The sequence below is a fragment of the Actinomadura sp. NPDC048032 genome (assembly GCF_040653175.1).
GTDB lineage: Bacteria > Actinomycetota > Actinomycetes > Streptosporangiales > Streptosporangiaceae > Spirillospora > Spirillospora verrucosospora.
In genome coordinates, this window is sequence record NZ_JBEZJP010000023.1 from 1 (window position 1) to 18,912 (window position 18,912).

17 protein-coding genes and 1 pseudogene are annotated in these 18,912 nt (G+C 71.8%); 11 read left to right on the plus strand and 7 right to left on the minus strand.

Annotated elements, in window-relative coordinates; translation table 11 throughout:
- The 5 genes and pseudogenes from AB0C69_RS05580 to AB0C69_RS05600 all read left to right on the plus strand — a co-directional run.
- A partial coding sequence (locus tag AB0C69_RS05580) for a TetR family transcriptional regulator (RefSeq protein ID WP_360350157.1) occupies nt 1-485 on the plus strand: 485 nt, incomplete at its 5' end.
- Nucleotides 486-508: 23 nt separating this feature from the next.
- On the plus strand, nt 509-1,666 hold the full coding sequence (locus AB0C69_RS05585) for an acetyl-CoA C-acetyltransferase (protein ID WP_360350160.1): 1,158 nt from the start codon (nt 509-511) through the stop codon (nt 1,664-1,666).
- A gap of 21 nt (nt 1,667-1,687) precedes the next feature.
- Entirely contained in the window at nt 1,688-2,854 is a 1,167-nt protein-coding gene (locus AB0C69_RS05590) for an NADH:flavin oxidoreductase (RefSeq protein WP_360350163.1), read from the plus strand.
- A gap of 34 nt (nt 2,855-2,888) precedes the next feature.
- Nucleotides 2,889-3,620, plus strand: a pseudogene (locus tag AB0C69_RS05595) (SDR family NAD(P)-dependent oxidoreductase); the annotation flags it as partial.
- A 99-nt stretch (nt 3,621-3,719) separates the two neighbouring features.
- Nucleotides 3,720-4,112 carry a histidinol dehydrogenase gene (locus AB0C69_RS05600; RefSeq protein WP_360350224.1) on the plus strand — a complete coding sequence of 131 codons (393 nt, stop codon included), beginning with the start codon at nt 3,720-3,722 and terminating at the stop codon, nt 4,110-4,112.
- 117 nt (nt 4,113-4,229) lie between these two features.
- Here AB0C69_RS05600 and AB0C69_RS05605 read toward each other — a convergent pair whose 3' ends face one another.
- Nucleotides 4,230-7,007, minus strand: a complete 2,778-nt coding sequence (locus AB0C69_RS05605; RefSeq protein ID WP_360350166.1) for a LuxR C-terminal-related transcriptional regulator — start codon at nt 7,005-7,007, stop codon at nt 4,230-4,232.
- Between the two features lie 207 nt (nt 7,008-7,214).
- Between AB0C69_RS05605 and AB0C69_RS05610 the strand changes: the two genes are divergently transcribed.
- Nucleotides 7,215-7,571: a VOC family protein gene (locus AB0C69_RS05610; RefSeq protein WP_345175917.1), complete on the plus strand. Its 357-nt coding sequence runs from the start codon at nt 7,215-7,217 to the stop codon at nt 7,569-7,571.
- A gap of 49 nt (nt 7,572-7,620) precedes the next feature.
- The gene (locus tag AB0C69_RS05615) at nt 7,621-8,244 is read left to right on the plus strand and encodes a glyoxalase (protein ID WP_360350170.1); all 624 of its coding nucleotides are present in this window, start codon (nt 7,621-7,623) and stop codon (nt 8,242-8,244) included.
- 104 nt (nt 8,245-8,348) lie between these two features.
- Here AB0C69_RS05615 and AB0C69_RS05620 read toward each other — a convergent pair whose 3' ends face one another.
- Nucleotides 8,349-9,593: an ATP-binding protein gene (locus AB0C69_RS05620; protein WP_360350173.1), complete on the minus strand. Its 1,245-nt coding sequence runs from the start codon at nt 9,591-9,593 to the stop codon at nt 8,349-8,351.
- 214 nt (nt 9,594-9,807) lie between these two features.
- Between AB0C69_RS05620 and AB0C69_RS05625 the strand changes: the two genes are divergently transcribed.
- A complete protein-coding gene (locus tag AB0C69_RS05625; RefSeq protein ID WP_360350176.1) occupies nt 9,808-11,619 on the plus strand; it encodes a glycoside hydrolase family 15 protein in 1,812 nt (603 codons plus the stop codon).
- Entirely contained in the window at nt 11,616-12,104 is a 489-nt protein-coding gene (locus AB0C69_RS05630) for a hypothetical protein (RefSeq protein ID WP_345175926.1), read from the plus strand. The genes AB0C69_RS05625 and AB0C69_RS05630 overlap by 4 nt, the downstream gene beginning before the upstream one ends.
- 145 nt (nt 12,105-12,249) lie before the next feature.
- Here AB0C69_RS05630 and AB0C69_RS05635 read toward each other — a convergent pair whose 3' ends face one another.
- The 3 genes from AB0C69_RS05635 to AB0C69_RS05645 all read right to left on the minus strand — a co-directional run bounded on the left by AB0C69_RS05635 (nt 12,250) and on the right by AB0C69_RS05645 (nt 16,038).
- Nucleotides 12,250-12,681, minus strand: a complete 432-nt coding sequence (locus tag AB0C69_RS05635; RefSeq protein WP_360350179.1) for a hypothetical protein — start codon at nt 12,679-12,681, stop codon at nt 12,250-12,252.
- Between the two features lie 2,407 nt (nt 12,682-15,088).
- Nucleotides 15,089-15,601 carry an NUDIX domain-containing protein gene (locus AB0C69_RS05640; RefSeq protein ID WP_360350182.1) on the minus strand — a complete coding sequence of 171 codons (513 nt, stop codon included), beginning with the start codon at nt 15,599-15,601 and terminating at the stop codon, nt 15,089-15,091.
- Nucleotides 15,598-16,038: an SRPBCC family protein gene (locus tag AB0C69_RS05645; RefSeq protein ID WP_345175930.1), complete on the minus strand. Its 441-nt coding sequence runs from the start codon at nt 16,036-16,038 to the stop codon at nt 15,598-15,600. The genes AB0C69_RS05640 and AB0C69_RS05645 overlap by 4 nt, the downstream gene beginning before the upstream one ends.
- Nucleotides 16,039-16,268: 230 nt before the next feature.
- Here AB0C69_RS05645 and AB0C69_RS05650 point away from each other — a divergent pair, with 230 nt between their 5' ends.
- Nucleotides 16,269-16,946 carry a DUF4386 domain-containing protein gene (locus AB0C69_RS05650; protein ID WP_360350186.1) on the plus strand — a complete coding sequence of 226 codons (678 nt, stop codon included), beginning with the start codon at nt 16,269-16,271 and terminating at the stop codon, nt 16,944-16,946.
- A gap of 113 nt (nt 16,947-17,059) precedes the next feature.
- On the opposite strand, the gene AB0C69_RS05655 is transcribed toward AB0C69_RS05650, so the two are convergent.
- Nucleotides 17,060-17,425 (minus strand): roadblock/LC7 domain-containing protein, encoded by a 366-nt coding sequence (locus tag AB0C69_RS05655; RefSeq protein WP_345175933.1) that lies wholly within the window; start codon nt 17,423-17,425, stop codon nt 17,060-17,062.
- Nucleotides 17,426-17,463: 38 nt separating this feature from the next.
- Nucleotides 17,464-17,829 (minus strand): hypothetical protein, encoded by a 366-nt coding sequence (locus AB0C69_RS05660; RefSeq protein ID WP_345175935.1) that lies wholly within the window; start codon nt 17,827-17,829, stop codon nt 17,464-17,466.
- Between the two features lie 139 nt (nt 17,830-17,968).
- On the opposite strand from AB0C69_RS05660, the gene AB0C69_RS05665 reads away from it, so the two are divergent.
- The gene (locus tag AB0C69_RS05665) at nt 17,969-18,889 is read left to right on the plus strand and encodes a hypothetical protein (RefSeq protein WP_360350191.1); all 921 of its coding nucleotides are present in this window, start codon (nt 17,969-17,971) and stop codon (nt 18,887-18,889) included.
- The last annotated feature ends 23 nt before the right edge of the window (nt 18,890-18,912 follow it).

The following is an 18,912-nucleotide window of genomic DNA, read 5'->3' on the forward strand; positions in this document are numbered from 1 at the left end:
CGGTCGGCGAAGAGGACGCCCGCTGGGAGAGCTGGGGCTCCATGGCCCGGGAGTCGATGGCCGACGAGATCCTGTCGACCTTCCTGGACGACATGTGGGCCGCCTACGACCGCGTCCTGGAGGCCGGGCTCAGCGCGCGCGACACCCTGGAGGCCATCGTCGTCGAGTCGTTCCGCTCGATCGACAGGCACCGTCCCGCGGTCGTCCTCTACCAGAACGAGTCCAAGCACCTCGCGACCAGCGAGCGGTTCCACTACCTCCTGGACTCCCAGCGGCGGTTCGAGGAGATGTGGCTGTCCCTGCTGGACCGCGGCGTCAAGGAGGGCGCGTTCCGCGCCGACCTCGACCGGACCCTCATCTACCGCTTCATCCGCGACACCGTCTGGGTCGCGGCCAACTGGTACCAGCACGGCGGGCGGCTGTCCGCCGACGACATCGCCAAGCAGTACCTCGCCATGTTCCTCGAAGGGATCCAGGCGAGCTAGGCCCGTACGAAGGAGACACCCCCATGGCCGAGGCTTACATCGTCGACGCGGTCCGCGCCCCGGTCGGGCGCCGCAACGGCGGGCTCGCCGGAGTGCACCCCGCCGACCTCGGCGCGCACGTGCTGACCGCCCTCATGGACCGGACGAAGATCGACCCGGCCGCCGTCGAGGACGTCGTGTTCGGCTGCGTCGACACCCTCGGCCCGCAGGCCGGCGACATCGCCCGCACCTGCTGGCTGGCCGCCGGGCTCCCCGAGGAGGTCCCCGGCGTCACGGTCGACCGGCAGTGCGGCTCCTCCCAGCAGGCCGTGCACTTCGCGGCGCAGGCCGTCCTGTCCGGGACGTCGGACCTGGTCGTCGCGGGCGGCGTGCAGAACATGTCGCAGATCCCGATCGGCTCGGCGATGACCGCCGCGGCGCCGCTCGGCTTCACCGAGGGCCCCTTCGCGGGCTCGGCGGGCTGGGCGCGCCGCTACGGCGACACCGAGGTGTCGCAGTTCAACGGCGCCGAGATGATCGCCCGCGACTGGGACATCTCCCGCGAGGAGATGGAGGCGTTCGCCTACGAGTCCCACCAGCGCGCCATCCGCGCCATCGACGAGGGCCGGTTCGAGCGCGAGACCGTCGCCTGGGAGGACGTCACCACCGACGAGGGCCCGCGCCGCGACACCACCCTGGAGAAGATGGCCGGCCTGAAGACCCTGGTGGAGGGCGGCCGCCTCACCGCGGCCGTCTCGTCGCAGATCTCCGACGGCGCGGCCGCGCTGCTCATCGCCTCCGAGCAGGCCGTGAAGGACCACGGCCTCACCCCGCGCGCCCGCGTCCACCACCTCTCCGCGCGCGGAGAGGACCCCATCCGGATGCTGTCGGCGCCCATCCCCGCCACCGCTTACGCGCTGAAGAAGACCGGGATGACGATCGGCGAGATCGGCGCCGTCGAGATCAACGAGGCGTTCGCGTCCGTCGTCCTCGCCTGGCTCAAGGAGACCGGCGCCGACCCGGCGACGACCAACCCCAACGGCGGCGCCATCGCCCTCGGCCACCCCCTCGGCGCCACCGGCGCCCGCCTGATGACCACCCTCCTGCACGAGCTCGACCGCACCGGCGGCCGCTACGGCCTCCAGACCATGTGCGAAGGCGGCGGCCAGGCCAACGTCACCATCATCGAGCGGCTCGGCTAGCCCAGGGCGAGGAGGCGGATCGTGGAGGTCTTCGAACCGGCGCGGCTCGGGCCGCTGACGCTGCGGAACCGTGTGATCAAGGCGGCCACGTCCGAGGGGATGACGCCCGAGGCGCTGGTCACCGACGACCTGATCGAGTACCACCGGCGGCCGGCCGCCGGGGGAGTGGGCATGACCACCGTCGCCTACTGCGCGGTCGCGCCCGAGGGGCGGACCGAGCGGCGGCAGATCTGGATGCGGCCGGAGGCCGTCCCCGGGCTGCGGCGCCTCACCGACGCCGTCCACGCGGAGGGCGCCGCCGCGTCCGCGCAGCTCGGGCACGCCGGCCCGGTCGCCGACGCCAGCTCCAACGGGCGGCCCGCCGTCTCGGCCGGGCGGTTCTTCAACCCGCTCGGCATGGCCTTCACCAAGGTCGCCAAGGCGGAGGACATCGAGCGCATCACCCGCGCCCACGCCGAGGCCGCGCGGCTGGCGATCGAGTCCGGTTTCGACGCCGTCGAGATCCACCTCGGGCACAACTACCTGGCCAGTGCGTTCCTCAGCCCCCGCCTCAACCGCCGCAAGGACGGCTACGGCGGGCCGATCGAGAACCGGGCCAAGGTCGCGCTCGGCATCGCCCGCGCCGTCCGGGACGAGGTCGGCGACCGCATCGCGATCACCGCCAAGCTCAACATGCGCGACGGCGTGCGCGGCGGCCTGGAGATCGACGACAGCCTCCACGTCGCCCGCCGGCTCCAGGAGGAGGGCACCGTCGACGCGCTGGAGCTGACCGCCGGCAGCTCGCTGCTCAACCCGATGTACCTGTTCCGCGGGGAGATGCCCATCCCCGAGTTCGCGGCCAGCTACAAGCTGCCCATGCGGATCGGCCTGCGGATGTTCGGCAAGCGGTTCCTGCGCTCCTACCCCTACCGGGACGCCTACCTGCTGGAGCACGCGCGCAGGTTCCGCGCCGAGCTCGACCTGCCCCTGATCCTGCTCGGCGGCATCACCGACCGCGCGAGCATGGACACCGCGATGGCGGAGGGCTTCGAGTTCGTCGCCATGGCCCGCGCCCTCCTCCGCGAACCCGACCTCGTGAACCGGATCGCCGCCGACCCGTCCACGCCCTCCCTGTGCGTCCACTGCAACCGCTGCGTCCCGACGGTCTACCGGGGCACGCACTGCCCGCTCGTCCCGGCGCCGGATTGACCTGGAGCGCGCTCCAGCTCGTAGCGTTCGGGGCATGACCACTCCACAGCACACGATCGGATCGGGGTTCGGGTTCGAGAGCACGGCCAGGGACGTCCTGGCGGGCATCGACCTCACGGGGAGGCTCGCCGTCGTCACCGGCGGGTACTCGGGCCTCGGCCTGGAGACGACGCGGGCGCTGGCGGGCGCGGGGGCGCAGGTGGTGGTCCCCGCGCGGCGCCCGGAGGCGGCGAAGGAGGCCGTCGGCGGCATCGACGGCGTCGAGGTGGACGAACTGGACCTGGCCGACCTGGAGAGCGTGCGCGGGTTCGCGGAGCGGTTCCTCGCGTCCGGCCGCGGCATCGACATCCTGATCAACAACGCGGCGATCATGGCCTGCCCGGAGACGCGCGTCGGGCACGGCTGGGAGGCGCAGTTCGCCACCAACCACCTCGGGCATTTCGCGCTGGTGAACCGCCTGTGGCCGGCCGTCGGGCCGGGGGCCCGGGTGGTCGCGGTCTCGTCGCGCGGGCACCACTTCTCCCCGATCCGGTGGGACGACGTGCAGTTCGAGCGCGGCTACGACAAGTGGGAGGCGTACGGGCAGGCGAAGACGGCCAACGTGCTGTTCGCCGTCCACCTGGACGCGCTCGCCAAGGACGCCGTGCGGGCCTTCTCGCTCCATCCGGGGAGCATCCTGACGCCCCTCCAGCGCCACATCCCCCTGGAGGAGAAGGTGGCGAACGGCTGGGTCGACGAGGACGCCTCCGCCGAGGGCGGTGAGCAGGAACGCGTCGTCGGTGCCGACGCTGGTGAAGCCTCGGAACACCCAGGTCGGGATCGAGATGACGTCGCCGGGACGGACGGTCACCTCGCCGTCGTCGCCATGGACGCCCCAGCGGAACCGCCATTCGCCCGCCATGCAGACGAAGACCTCGGCGGTGAAGCCGAGCATCTGGAGGTGCACACCGACCGCGACGACTGGTACCTGAAGAACCTGCGCAACTACGGTTCGCTGTTCGTCGGGGAGCGCGCGACCGTCGCCTTCAGCGACAAGGTGATCGGCACCAACCACGTGCTCCCCACCGCCGGCGCGGGCCGCTACACGGGCGGCCTGTCCGTCGCGTCCTTCCTGAAGACGGTGACCTGGCAGCGGATCGACACCGACGAGGGGGTCCGCACGGTCGCGCCGCACGTCGTCACCATCTCGCAGGCCGACCTCATGCCCGCGCACGAGGCCACCGCCGCCAAGCGGCTGGAGCGCCTGCCCCGCGAGTGAGGCCGCCGCAGGCCCGGACGAGGCCGGATCCACACGGAGGGTGGTTCTGCACCGGGCAGAACCACCCCGCCTGGCCGGACGGGGAAGAGCTGCGGCGCCCGTTCGGGTTCCGTCCGGTCAGCGGACGGCCGTGGGGGCGAGGCCGAGAGCGGCGAGGGCGCGCGTTCCCTGGACGGCGTGGTCGCCGCCCGCGAGCAGCAGGGTGCGGGCCGACTGGTAGCGGCAGCCCGCGGCGTCGAAGGCGTCCACCGTGGCGAGCAACCGCTCCCGGGCGCCGTCGAGGAGCGCCCCGGCGCGTTCCACGATCGCCCCGGCGACCGGGTCACCGGCGGTGATCTCGTGGGCGTCGGCCAGGCGTTCGCGTGCGTCGGGGACTCCCGCGAGGACCGCGGCCTCCGCGCGCAGGGCCACGTACCAGTGGAGCCAGATCCAGGTGACCCACCTCCACACCTCGCCGGGGCCGGGAGCCAGCCGCTCCATCGCCTCCGGCGCCTGCCCGTTGTGGAGCAGCAGCATCGCGTCGAACACCGCGCCGTGGCCATGGGTCCGGTTCGGTGACGTGCCGAACCGCTCCAGGATCGTGTTCCACTCGTTCCGGGCGTCCTGATCTCCGCGGAGGCCGTGGATCATCGCGACGGCGGTCACCGCCGGTTCGAGCTCCGGCCACACGGGGCTGCCGCTCCGCCGCCACCCGTCCAGGAACCGGACGGCGCCGGTGAGCACGCCCTCGGCGTCGCCCGCCAGCGCGTCGGCGACCAGCTGCCAGCTCGTCGCGCGGTGTCCCACCTCGGCGAGCGACGGGTGATCCGCGAGGAGTCTCGCCCAGTGCCGGGCGTCGGGCAGGTCCCCGACGCCGATGCCGGTCTGGGCGGCCTCGCCGAGGGCCTGGACGAGCTCGTGGGCGACAGCGGGCGTGGTCGGCGCGGACGACAGGAGGGTGACGCGGCGGCGGGCCGTGGCCGCGGCGGCGAACGCGTCGCCGACCCAGCTCTGGACGGCGGAGAGCGCGTCGAGCGCGGCGGACTCGGCGGACGGGACGCCGGTGCGGTGGGCGAGCCCGACCGCGTCCTCGGCGCGCGCGAGCGTCCGCGCGACGGCGTCGTCGTGCGGGTCCTGGTCGGCGCCGAACGCGTCGGCGACCGACGCGGCCTCGGCCAGCGCGACGGCCGCCCGCGCGACGGGGTCGTCTCCGGCGTGCTCGCGCGCCTCGGCGATCAGCGCGAGCGTCTCCTCCGGGGGCGGCGTCCGGACGAACGTGCCCGAGAAGCGGAACACGGTGGTCGCGGCGGTCGCCAGGTCGGCGGCGGCGCGGGCGGTGTCGCCGGACCGGCGGGCGGCGTCCGCGGCGGCCCGGTGCAGCCGGTACATGTCGTCTCCGTGCATGCGGCACCCGGCGACGGCGGCGGCGTGCCGGAGAGCCGCCGCGGCCCCGGCCGGTTCCCCGGCCAGCGCGGCGGCCTGCTCGTACCGCTGCTGGGACTCGCCGACCAGGTTGCGGGTGAAGGCGAGTTCCGCCAGGCGGAGCGCGAGATCGTGCGCGTCCGCGCGGTGGTCCGGCTGTTCGGCCGCCCAGGCGAGGGCGGAGCGGAGGTCGTCGGCGGCGGCGTCGAAGCGGGGCCGCCAGTCCGTTCCGGCGGAGCCGGCGAGGCCCGCGGCCGTCGCCAGGCACCAGCGGAGGTGCCGGGCGCGGACCCCGGCCAGCTCACCGGCTTCGGTGAGCCGCTCGACCCCGTACTGGCGGATCGTCTCCAGCGCCCGGTACTCGGTCGCGCCCGCGGACGCCCGCACCAGCAGCAGGCTCTGTTCCGCCAGGCGGGCCAGCCCTTCGACCACCACCCCCTGCTCGGCCCCGGCCACTTCCGCCGCCGCGGCGGCGGTGAACGGCGCGACGAACACCGACACCCGGCGAAGGAGCTCCCGGTCGGCCGGTTCGAGCAGGGTGTGGCTCCAGTCCACCGCCGCCCGCACCGAGCGGTGCCGGTCGTCGGCGCGGGGGCCTCCGGCGAGCGTCCGCAGGGGGTGGGACAGGGCCGCGGTGAGACCGTCCAGCCCGAGCGTGGGGTACCGGGCGGCGGCCAGCTCGATCGACAGCGCCATGCCGTCGAGCCGCTCGCAGATCGAGCGGATGTGCTCGTGCAGCGGAGGATCCAGCGGCCAGCCGATCGCCGTCGCCCGCTCCTTGAACAGCGCGACCGCGTCCGACTCCCCGTCGGACAGCGACAGCGGCGGGACGGCGTACACCCGCTCGAACGGCACCATCAGCCGGGCCCGGCTCGTCGCCAGCACCGTCACCTGGGGGCACGCCGCGAGCAGCCGCTCCAGGAACAGCGCCACGCCGTCCCGCACCTGCTCGCAGTTGTCCAGGACGAGCAGGGCGCGCCGGTCGGCCAGCGCGGCGGCCACCGACTCGGTCATGCCGCGGCCGGGCTGCTCGCCGAGACCGAGGGCGCCGGCGACCGCGTCCGCGACCATGCCCGGGTCGGTGACGGGCACCAGATCGACGAACCAGACCCCGTCCGCGAACGCGCCCTCGGCGTCCGCCGCGACAGCCAGTGCGAGCCGGGTCTTGCCCACGCCTCCCGGTCCCACCGCGGTCACCTGCCGATGCTTCCCGATCACCTCGGCCAGCTCGGCGCGCTCGCTCGCCCGCCCGACGAACGAGGTGAGCGGGGCCGGCAGGACGGGCGCCGGCCGCGACGCGCCGGCGGCGCGGCCGCCCGCGGCGGCCCGCCCGGCGAGCACCCGCCGGTCCGGGACGTCCAGCTTCCGCAGCAGGGCGGAGACGTGGCTCTCGGCGGTGCGGACGGAGATGAACAGCCGCGCCGCGATCTCGGCGTTGCTGAGATGCTCCCCGACCAGCTCCAGCACCTCGGCTTCCCGGGGCGAGATATCCACTGTCGCTACCACTGTCCCATTCTGTCGCAAGCGCCCCTCTCCCCGATCCGTGCCCGCGTTGCATGAGGGCGGGTGCGTATGCGGGTGCGTAGGGGCGGGTGCGTAGCCGGTTCCGTAGTCGCCACGGATGTGGCCGGGGCGGCCTCGGCGCGAGGCTGGGTGCAGTTGAACAGCGGGTCGACGCGGCCCCCGACTCCAGGAGTGACCATGAACGGCTCCCCCGTCCGCGGGATCAGGACCGTGCTGCATCCCGTGAGCGACCTGACCAAGGCCAAGGCGGTGTACACCGCCCTTCTCGGGCAGGCCCCGCAGACGGACTCGTCCTACTACGTCGGATTCGAGGTCGGGGGCCAGCACATCGGGCTGGTCCCGGACGGCGGCCCGCAGGGCATGACCTCGCCGGTGGCCTACTGGCACGTGCCGGACATCGAGGCGAAGCTCGCCGAGCTGACCGCCGCCGGCGCGGCCGTCAAGGAGGCCGCGCACGACGTCGGCGCCGGACGGCTGGTCGCCACCGTCACCGACCAGGACGGCAACGTCCTCGGGCTGATCCAGGACCGCTGAGCACGACCGTCGCCACCGGACGAGAACCACCTAACGAGAAAGAAGCATCATGATCTCCTTCGCATCCGTCACCCTGGAAGTCTCCGACCCCGCGGCCGCGGAGGCCTTCTACGAGGCCTTCGGCATCGCCGACCGCGTGAACGTCCGCGCCTCGGACGAGCCGGCCACGGGATTCCGCGGCTTCGCGCTGTCGCTCGTCGCGTCCCAGCCCGGCAACGTCGACGCCCTCATCGGCGCCGCCGTCGACGCCGGCGCCACGACGCTGAAGCCCGCCACGAAGTCCTTCTGGGGCTACGGCGGCGTCGTCCAGGCCCCGGACGGGACGATCTGCAAGGTCGCGTCCTCCAAGAAGAAGGACTCCGCGCCCCCCGCCCGGGAGTTCGACCAGATCGCGTTGCTCCTGGGGGTCGCGGACGTCAAGGCGAGCAAGCGGTTCTACGTCGACCGCGGTCTGTCCGTCGCCAAGAGCTTCGGGGGCAAGTACGCCGAGTTCGACACCCCGTCCTCGGCCGTCACGCTGGCGCTCTACCCGCTCCGCGCCCTGGCCAAGGACATCGGAGTCCCCCAGGACGGCACCGGCTCGCACCGGCTCGTGCTCGCCGGCGGCGACGAGGCCTTCACCGACCCGGACGGCTTCGCCTGGGAGGCCGCGCCCGCCCGGACCCTGGCCTGAAGCCGCGTGGACCTCGCCGCTCCGCCCAGGCTCGGGCGGAGCCGAGGCCGGCCAGGCCCGGCGCCTCGATGACCGGTGCCGCCGGAGAGCGCCGCGCGGCGAGCCTAGAAGCCGTCGGGAGACTGCTGGAGGGGCAGTCGCAGCGTGAAGCGAGTGCCGGGCGAGTGGTCGGCGATGTGCAGGCTGCCGTCGTGGGCCTGGGCGATCTGGCGGGCTATGGGCAGGCCCAGTCCGCTGCCCTCGGGATCGAACCGGCGGGCGTCGGCGCGCCGGAAGAAGCGGCGGAAGACGCTCTCGCGCTCGTCGGCGGGGATGCCGGGCCCGTCGTCGGTGACGTTCAGGACCGCCTCCCCTCGCTCGCGGGCGACCGTCACCTCGATGCGGCTTCGGGCGTGGCGTTCGGCGTTGTCGAGCAGGTTGTTCAGCAGGCGTGTCAGCCGGACGGGCGAGACGTCCACGATGACGCCCGGCTCGGCGTCGACGGTGACCCGCACGCCCGGCGTCCGGTGTGCTTCGTCTCGGCGGTCCACTTCGGCCCGCACCAGGCGCGCAAGGTCGACCGACCTGGTGTCCAGCGGGGTGCGGGCCTCCAGCCGGGCCAGCTCCAGCAGGTCGGCGACGATGTCGCCGATGCGTTCGGCGTCGTGCAGCGCGGCGTCCAGGACCAGGCGGGAGTCGGCCTCGGGGTCGCTCAGCGCGACCTCCAGGCGGGTTCGCAGGCCGGAGACGGGGCCGCGCAGGTCATGGGAGGTGTCGGCGATGGCCTGCTGCTGGATCTCCAGGGCCCGGCGCGCCGCCTCCGCGGCGTGGCGCTCTCGCGCCTGGGCGCGCCGCAGCCGCTGGTTGACCTCCTGCAGCTCGCGGGCCCGCGCGAACAGCTCGGCCTCCACCGCCTTCGTCCCGGCCGCCAGCGCCTGCCGGACCGGCTCGGCACCGGCGTCGGCCTCACGCAGTCGCTGGACGAACCCGGTGACGTCCTCCACCTGGTTGACCACCCACGCCACCCGCCCGTCCGGCCCGAACAGCGGCGTGTTGACGATGGTCCAGTGACGCTCCTGGAACACCCCCGACCCCGCCGGTTCCTCGACGTCGTAGCGTTGCAGGCCCATCCGGTCGGCCTCGCCCTCGTTCACCACCCGTTCCAGCGAGGCCCTCAGCCGACGGGCGCTGTCCCCCTCCGGCCCGCCGGGGAAGACGTGGAACACGTACCGGCCGATCAACTGCTCGCGCGACCGCCCCGACGCCCGCTCGTACGCGCAGTTGACCGTCACGTACTCCCACTCCCGCGACAGGATCGAGCACGCTACGGGCAACGCCTGGAACAGCGCCGAGAAGTCCACATCGGCCATCTCCCACACATACGTCGCAAACCAGTATTTAGCACTCAATAGAGGGTCAATTTGCCTCTAACACCGGTTGGGGAGAATCGGGTCGCCTCCCACACGCCTCAAAGCCGCGGCGCCAAGCGACTCGCCGTCTGAGTGCTTCAGGGCGGTGAACTGCGGGAATTCCTGGAGTCATAGGGAGGAAGCGATGGGCCGTGACCGAGTGAGGCCCTGACTCATGGCGATCGGGCGGAGCGACGGCCACGTCCCGCTGCGCGACTACGCGGTGATCGGGGACGGGCGCAGCGCCGCGCTGGTCGCCGTCGACGGGTCGGTGGACTGGCTGGGGCTGCCGTACCTGGACTCCCCCTCGGTGTTCGCCGCCGTCCTGGATCCCGTGCGAGGCGGCCGTTTCCTGCTGGAGCCGGAGGAACCGTTCACGGTCGTCCGGCGGTACCTTCCGGGCACCAACGTGCTGGAGACCACGTTCACCACCGGCCGTGGCAGTGTGCGGGTCACCGACTCCCTGACGCTGGAAGGCGGCGAAACGCTGGGGCCGATGCGGGAGTTGCAACGGCGCCTCGACGGCGTGACCGGCATCGTGCCGTTGCGGTGGAGCGTGCAGCCGCGGTTCGGTTACGGTGCCCGCCGTCCGCGGATCACACGGCGCGCCGGTGTTCCGGTGGTGGTGGCCGGCGGGGACGCGCTCGCGGTCTGCGCCTGGGACGCGGGCGAGCCGGTGTGCTCCGACCGGGCGATCAGCGGCCGCCTCGAACTGGCGGCCGGGCGGCAGGCCCTGGTGACGATGCCGTTCGCGCACCAGGAACCGCTCGTCCTGCCGACCCGGTCCGAATGCGACGCCCGTATGGAGCACACCATCGCGGCCTGGCGCGGCTGGACGCGGGAACGTAGGTACGAAGGCATGTGGCGGGACGCCGTGCTCCGCAGCGCGCTGGCGCTCAAGCTCTTGATCTTCGCTCCCTCGGGGGCGATCGCCGCCGCGGTCACCTCCTCGCTACCGGAGCAGGTCGGAGGCGGACGCAACTGGGACTACCGCTTCTCCTGGGTCCGCGACTCGGTGTTCACCCTCGACGCGCTCTTCCGGCTGGGGTGCCCCGCCGAGGCGGACGCCTACTTCTGGTGGCTCATGCACGCCACCCAGCTCACACATCCGCGGCTGCGGGTGCTCTACCGCCTGGACGGGGGCGGCCACGCCCCGGAACGGACGCTCCCCCTGGCGGGCTACCGGGGCTCCAGGCCGGTTCGGATCGGCAACGCGGCGGGCGCCCAAGTCCAGCTGGACACCTACGGTGAGCTGCTGCAGACCGGCTGGCTGTACGCAGGCGCCGCCGGACGGCTGGACGCGGACCTCGCCCGGCGCCTGGCCGAGCTGGCCGACTTCGTCTGCGCCGCCTGGCGGCGTCCCGACTCGGGGATCTGGGAGGTCCGCAGCGAGCCCCTGCACTTCACGCACTCGAAGATGATGTGCTGGGTCGCGCTCGACCGGGCCGTCGACCTGAGCGAGCGCGGACTGATCCAGGACCGCGGTTCGGCCCGCTGGCGCCTCGCCCGCACCCAGGTGCGCGACTTCGTCGAGACGCGTTGCTTCTCGTCCCGCCGCCGCTGCTACACGCGCTCCGCCGATAGTTCGGAGCTGGACGCCGCCGTGCTGCTCGGTCTCCTCCACGGCTACGCGCCGCCCGACGATCCGCGCATGCGCGCCACGGTCGACGCAGTGGGCCGCGAGCTGCGGCACGGACCGTTCGTCGACCGGTACTCCGGCGAGGACGGGTTGAGCGGCACCGAAGGCGCGTTCCTCGCGTGCTCGTTCTGGCTGGCCGAGTGCCTCGCCCGAACCGGGCGCCTCGACCAGGCCGTCGCCCTCATGGACGACCTGGTCGGCCTGGCCAACGATGTCGGCCTCTACGGCGAGGAGATCGATCCGGCCACCGGCGCCTTCCTCGGGAACCTGCCCCAGGGCCTGAGCCACCTGGCGTTGATCAACGCCGCGTGCGCCATCGGCTCGGTCGCCGGGGAGGCGGCCGGGTGAGCGCCTGGGGAACCGCCGCGGGCGCCTTCGTCGCCACCCTGGTCCTGACCACCGTCCTGCGGGCCGCCAGCGAGTTCAAGCTCACCCGCGCGGACCTGCCGTTCCTGCTCGGCACCGCCCTGACCGCCAACCGGGCCCGCGCCAAGGCGATCGGCTACCTCCTTCACTTCGTCAGCGGCGAGGTGTTCGCGTTCGTCTACTACGCCGTCTTCCTCGCCATCGGCCACGCGGGCTGGGGGCTCGGGGCTCTCTTCGGCCTGGTGCACGGGATGTTCGCCGGCACCGCGCTGGTCAACATCCTGCTCCCGCTGGTCCACCCCCGAATGGGCAGCCCGTTGACCAGCGCACCCAAGGTCGCCCTCCTGGAACCCCCCGGGTTCCTGATGCTCAACTACGGACCCAGCACGCCCCTGGTCACCGTCCTCGCCCACGTCGGCTACGGAGCCATAGTCGGAGGCTTCACCTCCCTCACCCCCCACGGATGACTCGCCCCATCACCCGTACCGTTCGCCGTGTCTTGCTTCAAGAAAAGGTTCAGGGCCGGAACCTTCCAGATCCGGCCCTTCGGCGTGTCGTGGTCAGCGCCGTCCCTTCTGCCCGAGGGGCGGCACGGTCGTGGTGTGCGTCCGGTCAGGGTGCCGGAACGGGCTCGCCGGTGGGTTCGGCACACAGCCCGAGACCAGCCGGAGGCTTGTCGCCCCGCTTGCCCTCCAGCGAAGTGAAGATGTCCGGGATCCAGCTGCCGTTGGGAAGTTGATCCCACACACGGACCGCGTAGTTGGGGCGGCCATCGCCAGGCAAGGTGACAGGCTCTCCGTCGCGGATCTGGCAGACGACCTCGACGGTGTCGCCCTCGCGGTAGACCGCCCTCTTCTTGGCATGCGGGCTGGACATGCTCGGGTACCTGTAGGCGTAGGTCTCTCCGGCGGGGACGCGGATGATCGTCGCCACGCGGGAGTGTGAACCGATGCCGTCGCCGCCGCGATGGGCGATGGCCGACAGCGCGAACGGGACGAGGGGCGACGCGCCGATGGCGCCAGCGAAGCCGATCCAGGCCACCACGACCGCCGTGTTGTGGACGGGTGCTCCGAGCCGGAACCACAAGAGCCTGCGCGGCAGCCCCCGCCATCCGGGCTGCCGCGACCGGTCGCCGGAAGGCGAGAGCTCCGCGGGCGCCCCCTGCTGGAGGGCCGGGTCGTCGAGCCGATCCGAACCGGGCGCGCTCTGCTGCGGCGCCCCGTCCTCCGGCGGCGGAGCGGCGCGCCTGTGGTGCCGGTTGGGGCTGGTGCCAGAGCCGGTCCGTGTGCCTCTCCCGCGCGTGCGGCCGTGGCGGCCGCGATCGCCGGACGGTGGATCGAAGCTGTGTTCAGACAATGGAGAAGTCCTTGTACTGAGAGGCGTGGCCGACCGGAAGGGGTGCGCGTCCTCGCGGAGCCGGCGAGGGCCGTCCACAGGCTTCGGCGAAAAACGACGATCTGCCGGGGAACGTCCGGTCTGTCACGACGCATGAGTTTGTTCGGGACGTGGCTCTCGACCTACTCCCTGACGGGGGTTCATGCGGTCGTCGCGGGCCGCCGCTCGGGCGGTTGACTCAAGCCGTAGCGGGGTCCTGCCTCTCTCCCTCGTCGTGACCTTATGGGTGCAGATCCTAACCATGCGCCCAGGACACGGCGCAGACGCTTCAGGACACCGGACCAACGCTCGGGGGGTGGCGAATAGTTCTCCCTAGTCCGCCAATAGCCCGACCGGACTATATGGACGACGGCCTGGAATCTCGTTCTAATGTCGACATGGAGGGAGGCGCCGATCTGCTGAGCAGGGGAAATGGCCGCCATGATGCAAATCCGGTCAACGCCCGACGAAGCAGGAGCGTCGAAGGGGGAGTTCGGACCGGACCGAGTGTGATGTTCGTTACATTCGCCGGGCGGCCCGGGTTGACAGCTTCTCGTGACACACCGGCGGGGGCCACCGGGTGCGGATCCACACATCCAGGGCGATCGGGGCTGCCGGACCGCCGCGCCGCCCTGGCACGGCACCCCTCACGCGCACAGCCGAGCGAACTGGACTTTTCGATCTTCCTTTCGGGGCGGCAAGCGCTCGGAACCGGAGCCGGTCCCCGCCTAGGTCGCCCTGAGGCCGACCGCCCCACCCAGTCGGTCAGAGGCCAGAGTCAGCACCCCCGAGAACCAGGAAGGGGCGACCGCCGTCCGCTTCTCGGCCCGAAGAGCAAAATGTCCGACTTCCAACAAACGGCTGTTATGTGACATTCGTCCACAGTACCGGACGGTACGAAGAAGCGAGCTACAGCGATGTGGCCATTGGGCTACCATCTCGAACCGGATATTTATGGTCGCCCTTTATAGTCAAAGCCAGTGAGCCATAATGAGGGTCAGGCAGAGCCGACCTCTGACCGGATCCGGACTATAACCCTAAAAGACAAGGAGGTGTTGCTCGGATGACAACTTCTCCAGGAAGTTCGGCAACTTTGCACGGATCGTCTGGCGACATATCACGGTTATGCTGACTGACGCACTCGCAGAACTTCGCAATGAGATGGATAACAGTCATAACGACATGAGTCCACCCGTGTTCAGCGAAGCCCGATCTTCTGCCCCCTTGGCCGCGTACTCAATTCCTGCAAAGGGCTCGCGCGTACCTCCAGATGCCCGCGACCCTTGTGGCAGGTCACGTTCCGTCCCGCAGCGTGAGCAGCACGCAGTCAGATCGCCCCACCACCTTCCTGATCGGACATTCCATGTGCGCACCGACGCTTGACTCGCCCCCCGGACCTACAGCCGAGCGACCACTCCCGCCACCCGTCCGGGACCGCGCCGTCATCGCACTGCACACGACCATCGTCGCGCTCGCCGTCTCCGGGTACGTCGGCACCGGAATCGTGACCGGCTCCTGGAGGCCCCAGCCATGGCCTTCCGGAATCATGGCCCTCTACCTCACCGGCCTCCTCGGCCTCATCGGCTACGCGGTGTGGCAGGGGGTGACAGGACGAGCCACCATAGACACCGAGTCGTTGGCCGCCATCAAAAGCAGATGCGTCGAAGAAGCCGCCCGCCGTCCTGGCCCCGCCTCCGCAGTGGCGATGCGTTCGGTCCTTCCCCATCCATGCACGGGGTACGTCTACACCGCCGTCACGGCGGAACTCCTCGCGTCCGGTTCCCCGGGCCAAGGCCATGTGTCCCTGCGCACGACACCCGGTTGGGCGCTCACACGCCGCACGGCGTGGCATCGCGGCCTCGTCCTCACCGGCCACCCGGACGTTGGCGCGGACGCGCCCTCAGACGCGCTCGTGGGGGCGATGGGAGACCCTCACACGCCGCGTCGAGCATTGAGCTCTCAAGGGAACTCCGGTCGGCGTCCCCAAGCCGCCATTTTCGCCGCCGGACGCGTCGACGGCCGCTGACCGTCCTCCCCGGCCCGGCATCCGGCGGGCCGGCCACGTTCGGTGGGTTGTTCAGTGGTGCCAGGGGAGGCGGATCGGCTCGGTGGGGGTGCGGCCCGCCAGGAGGTCGGTGAGGAGTTCCGCGAGCATGAGGGGGTAGACCGGCTCTTCCACGCTCTCCAGCTCCTCGATCCGCCACCAGCGGTGGGCGCTGACGTGCTCGCGCTCGATCCGGGTGAAGCCGGTGGTGTCGATGTCGAGGGCCCGCGTGCGGAACAGGAAGAAGTCGTCCCGGAACACGCCTCGGGCCCAGCCGAGATCGGCGTAGCCGGAGGCCAGGGCGACCTGCGGGCCGAGCTCCTCCGGGGAGACGATCAGGCCGGTCTCCTCGCGCAGCTCGCGGGCGGCGGCCACGCGCAGGGTCTCGCCCTGCTCGACGCCTCCGCCCGGAGTGATCCAGCAGTGGCCCGCCTCGGGGTCGCCGGCGGCCTTCGGCCAGCGGAACAGCAGGACGCGGTCGGTGTCGTCCACCAGCAGCACACGGGCGGAGCGCCGCCGGTAGACCTCGTCGGGCGGGGCGGTCACGTGCCCAGCACGGAGGCCAGCTTGGCCAGCTGCGCGTCGTAGATGCGCTGCAGGCCCTTGGGAGCGAACGTCCGCTCGAAGAAGCCTCCGATGCCGCCCGCTCCGTCCCAGGTGGTGGTGACGTGGACGCGCGCGCCTCCGTCGGCGGGGGTGACCGTCCACGTGGTGACCATCGAGGAGTTGGCGTCCCGTTCCACCAACCGGTCGCCCGCGGGGGCGCTCACGGTGAAGAGGCAGTCGCGCACCCGCTTGCTGGTGGCCGCCAGCTTCCAGTGCACCACCGTGCCCTCGCCCTGGCCGCCTTCCCGCACCTCGTACTCGCTGAAGTGCTCCGTCAGCATGCGGGAACGGACCCCCGTGTAGTCGCTGAGCGCTCCGAGGACCTGGTCCGGGCTCGCCTGCAACGTGCTCTCCGCGTCAACCACGACTTGTCCCATGCCGATCATCCTTTCACCGCAGCGGACTGACGAGCGCATCGCCGGGCTTTCACGCCCCTTCCGAGACTACGACCCGGTACCGCCCGGTGCTCCGGATCCGGCCACCGGAGGGTGGGGACAAGGGCCGTTCGCCGTGGTTCCCTACGACTATCCCGGCAACCGGACGCGGACCGGCGCACGTCTTGGAGAGTCGCGTGGACACGAGCACATCTCGGACTCCGGAAACCTCGGTGGACGCCGTTCAGCAAAGAGCCAGAATCGCCGGTGTCTGGTTCATCCTCACCTTCGTCCTGTCGATCCCGGCGGTGCTGCTGTACGACCCGGTCCTCAACGACGCGGACTACATCGTGGGAGCGGGCGCGGACACGCAGGTGCGGGTCGGAGCACTCCTGGAGATCCTGACCGCCGTCGCGAACATCGCGACGGCGGTCGTGCTGTTCCCGATCCTGAAGCGGCAGAGCGAGAGCGTCTCCCTCGGCTACGTCGGCTCGCGGATCCTCGAATCGACCGTCATCGTGGTGGGGGTCGTCTGCGTGCTCGCCGTCGTGGCGTTGCGGGAGGACCTGTCGGGCGGGGGCGGCGCCGACGCCGCTCTGGTCGGCCGGTCACTGGTGGCGTTGAAGGATCAGACGTTCCTGCTCGGCCCCGCCTTCTGCGCGGGCTTCGGCAACGGACTGCTGCTGGGCCACCTGATGTACCGGTCGGGCCTGGTGCCGCGCCCCATGGCGCTCATCGGGCTCATCGGGGGCCCCATCGCCTGCGCCACCGCGACCGCCGTCCTGTTCGGCGTCTACGAGCAGCAGTCCCCTGTGAACTTCCTGTTCACGGCGCCGGAGATCGCCTGGGAAGCGTCACTGGGGATCTGGCTCGTCACCAAGGGATTCCGCCCCTGCCCCCTCATCAATTGAGGCGGGACATCCTCGTATTCGCCATTGGTCAGAACCTTCTTCCGCCATTGCGGGCGGCGTTCGCGCTCGCCGCTCGCAGAAGACGTCCCCGCGCCGCGAAGCACGTTCGGCGGTCAGTTCTGGGCGAGGATGGCGCCGAGGCGGTCGACGGTGGCCCGGGACTGCAGGTGCAGGTCGGCGACGTCCAGTCCCTCGTCGCCCAGCACGACGAGCAGTCCTGTGCGCTGGACGGCGTAGACCACGATGTGACCGCTCTGGCAGCGGGTCACCACCTCGCGCAGCTCGCCCATGCCGACCTCGTTCCCCGCGCTTCGGCCGAGGCCCAGCGAGGCGGCGGCGAGCGCCGCCAGGACGTCGGGCCGGACCTCGTCGGTGTCGGAGGCCACCAGCATCCCGTCGACCGACGCCACGGCGGCGTCCGTGACGCCCACGACCTGGCCACGGAGTGCCTGCAGTTCCGCCAGCACGGCTTCGCGCATACCCGTTCCCCCCAATTCGCCCCGAGACGGAGACGCGGTCAGACGCTGAGTTCGGCTTCGATGCGCCGCAGGTGGTGCCTGGCGAGCGCCAGGTTGGCGCGTTCCCGGTTGAGAGCGAGGTAGAGGAACAGGCGACCGTGGCCTCGCCCGAGGACGCGGATCAAATTGTACTGCCGGTTCAAGGTGATCAGGATGTCCTCGACGGAGTCGTCGATGGCCAGCGATTCCAGGGTCCGGACCTCGGCGCGCACGACCTCCGTGCTGCCGGCGGCCGCGATCTCCAGGTCGAGATCGGGGCCGCCTCCGAGCGACCCGAGGGACATGCCGCTGTCATAGTCGACCAGGGCCGCGCCCATAGCGCCCTCGATCGCCATGGCTTCCTTGAGCGCCGTTTCGATGTTCATACCACTCCCGACGAATTGCTTATTTCGGACGCTAATATATCCCGCGAACGGGCTTCCACAACCGGGAAGCCCTCGGATTACGCCGAAGCGGCGCCGTGGCCACACTCAAAGGGGCATCAGAGAAGGCGAGAAGGGACAGATGGCATCAGAAGCGCAGCTTCCGGCAGAACGTGGGCGTGACCACGCGGGCGTGCTGATCTCGGCACTGACCCGGCGCGGCCGGCAGCGGTTCACCGGGACCCTGCGGATGGACGGGTCGCCGGGAGGCTCGGTGAGCATGCGCGACGGCCTGGTGGTGGCCGCCTCCACCCCTGCCGCGCCGGGACCCGAGCCGCTGCTGCTGCGGTCGGGGCGGATCAGCGAAGCCGACTGGACCGCCGCCTTCACCGCCGGCGCCCCCGAGGGCCGGCTGGAGCGCGAACTGGTGGTGCGCGGGCTCCTCGGCGACGCCGGCGTGCAGGTCATCACCCGCGCCGCGGTCGCCGACGCGCTGTTCGCCATGGCCCTGTGCGGGGTCCGCACCTGCACCGCCGACCCCGACGACGCCGTCCCGCTGCTCGCGTCCGATCCCGGCCTGGACGCCGAACGGGCCACCCGCGAGATCCGCCGCCGGCTCGACCTCGCCCAGTCCTGGGCCGTGCTCGGCCTGACCGTGCGGTCGAGGCCGCGGAGCGGCCGGCCCCCGGGGACCGTGCCCGTCAACGCCCAGCGGCGGGAACTGCTCGCCAAGATCAACGGCCGCCGGACGCCCCGCGACATCGCCTTCGCCCTCGGACGCGGCCTGTTCCCGGTCATGAGCGACCTCGCCACCCTCATCGCCGACGGGCTGGCCACCTTCGAACCGCCCCTCATCGAACGGCCCGAGGCCGTCCTTCCCCCGGCGCCGCGGAGCGAGCCCGTCGCCCGGACGCCGGACCTTCCGGGCGAAGGCATCCGATCGCGGACGGCCGCGCCTCCCCCGCCTCCGAACGCTCCCTCCGGGGAGCCGGCCGGGCTGCCTCGGCGCAGGCACCGGAGCACCGGCCACGAACCGCGATTCCAGCGGAAGCCGCCCGCCTGACTCCGCGCCATTTCCGGCGACGC

Coding starts and splice junctions, on each gene's coding strand:
- AB0C69_RS05625 (WP_360350176.1), top strand. CDS start 9,808: ATGGCGATCGGGCGGAGCGACGGCCACGTCCCGCTGCGCGACTACGCG.
- AB0C69_RS05655 (WP_345175933.1), bottom strand. CDS start 17,425: ATGCGCGAAGCCGTGCTGGCGGAACTGCAGGCACTCCGTGGCCAGGTC.
- AB0C69_RS05620 (WP_360350173.1), bottom strand. CDS start 9,593: ATGGCCGATGTGGACTTCTCGGCGCTGTTCCAGGCGTTGCCCGTAGCG.
- AB0C69_RS05610 (WP_345175917.1), top strand. CDS start 7,215: ATGAACGGCTCCCCCGTCCGCGGGATCAGGACCGTGCTGCATCCCGTG.
- AB0C69_RS05645 (WP_345175930.1), bottom strand. CDS start 16,038: ATGGGACAAGTCGTGGTTGACGCGGAGAGCACGTTGCAGGCGAGCCCG.
- AB0C69_RS05585 (WP_360350160.1), top strand. CDS start 509: ATGGCCGAGGCTTACATCGTCGACGCGGTCCGCGCCCCGGTCGGGCGC.
- AB0C69_RS05665 (WP_360350191.1), top strand. CDS start 17,969: ATGGCATCAGAAGCGCAGCTTCCGGCAGAACGTGGGCGTGACCACGCG.
- AB0C69_RS05660 (WP_345175935.1), bottom strand. CDS start 17,829: ATGAACATCGAAACGGCGCTCAAGGAAGCCATGGCGATCGAGGGCGCT.
- AB0C69_RS05615 (WP_360350170.1), top strand. CDS start 7,621: ATGATCTCCTTCGCATCCGTCACCCTGGAAGTCTCCGACCCCGCGGCC.
- AB0C69_RS05600 (WP_360350224.1), top strand. CDS start 3,720: ATGGACGCCCCAGCGGAACCGCCATTCGCCCGCCATGCAGACGAAGAC.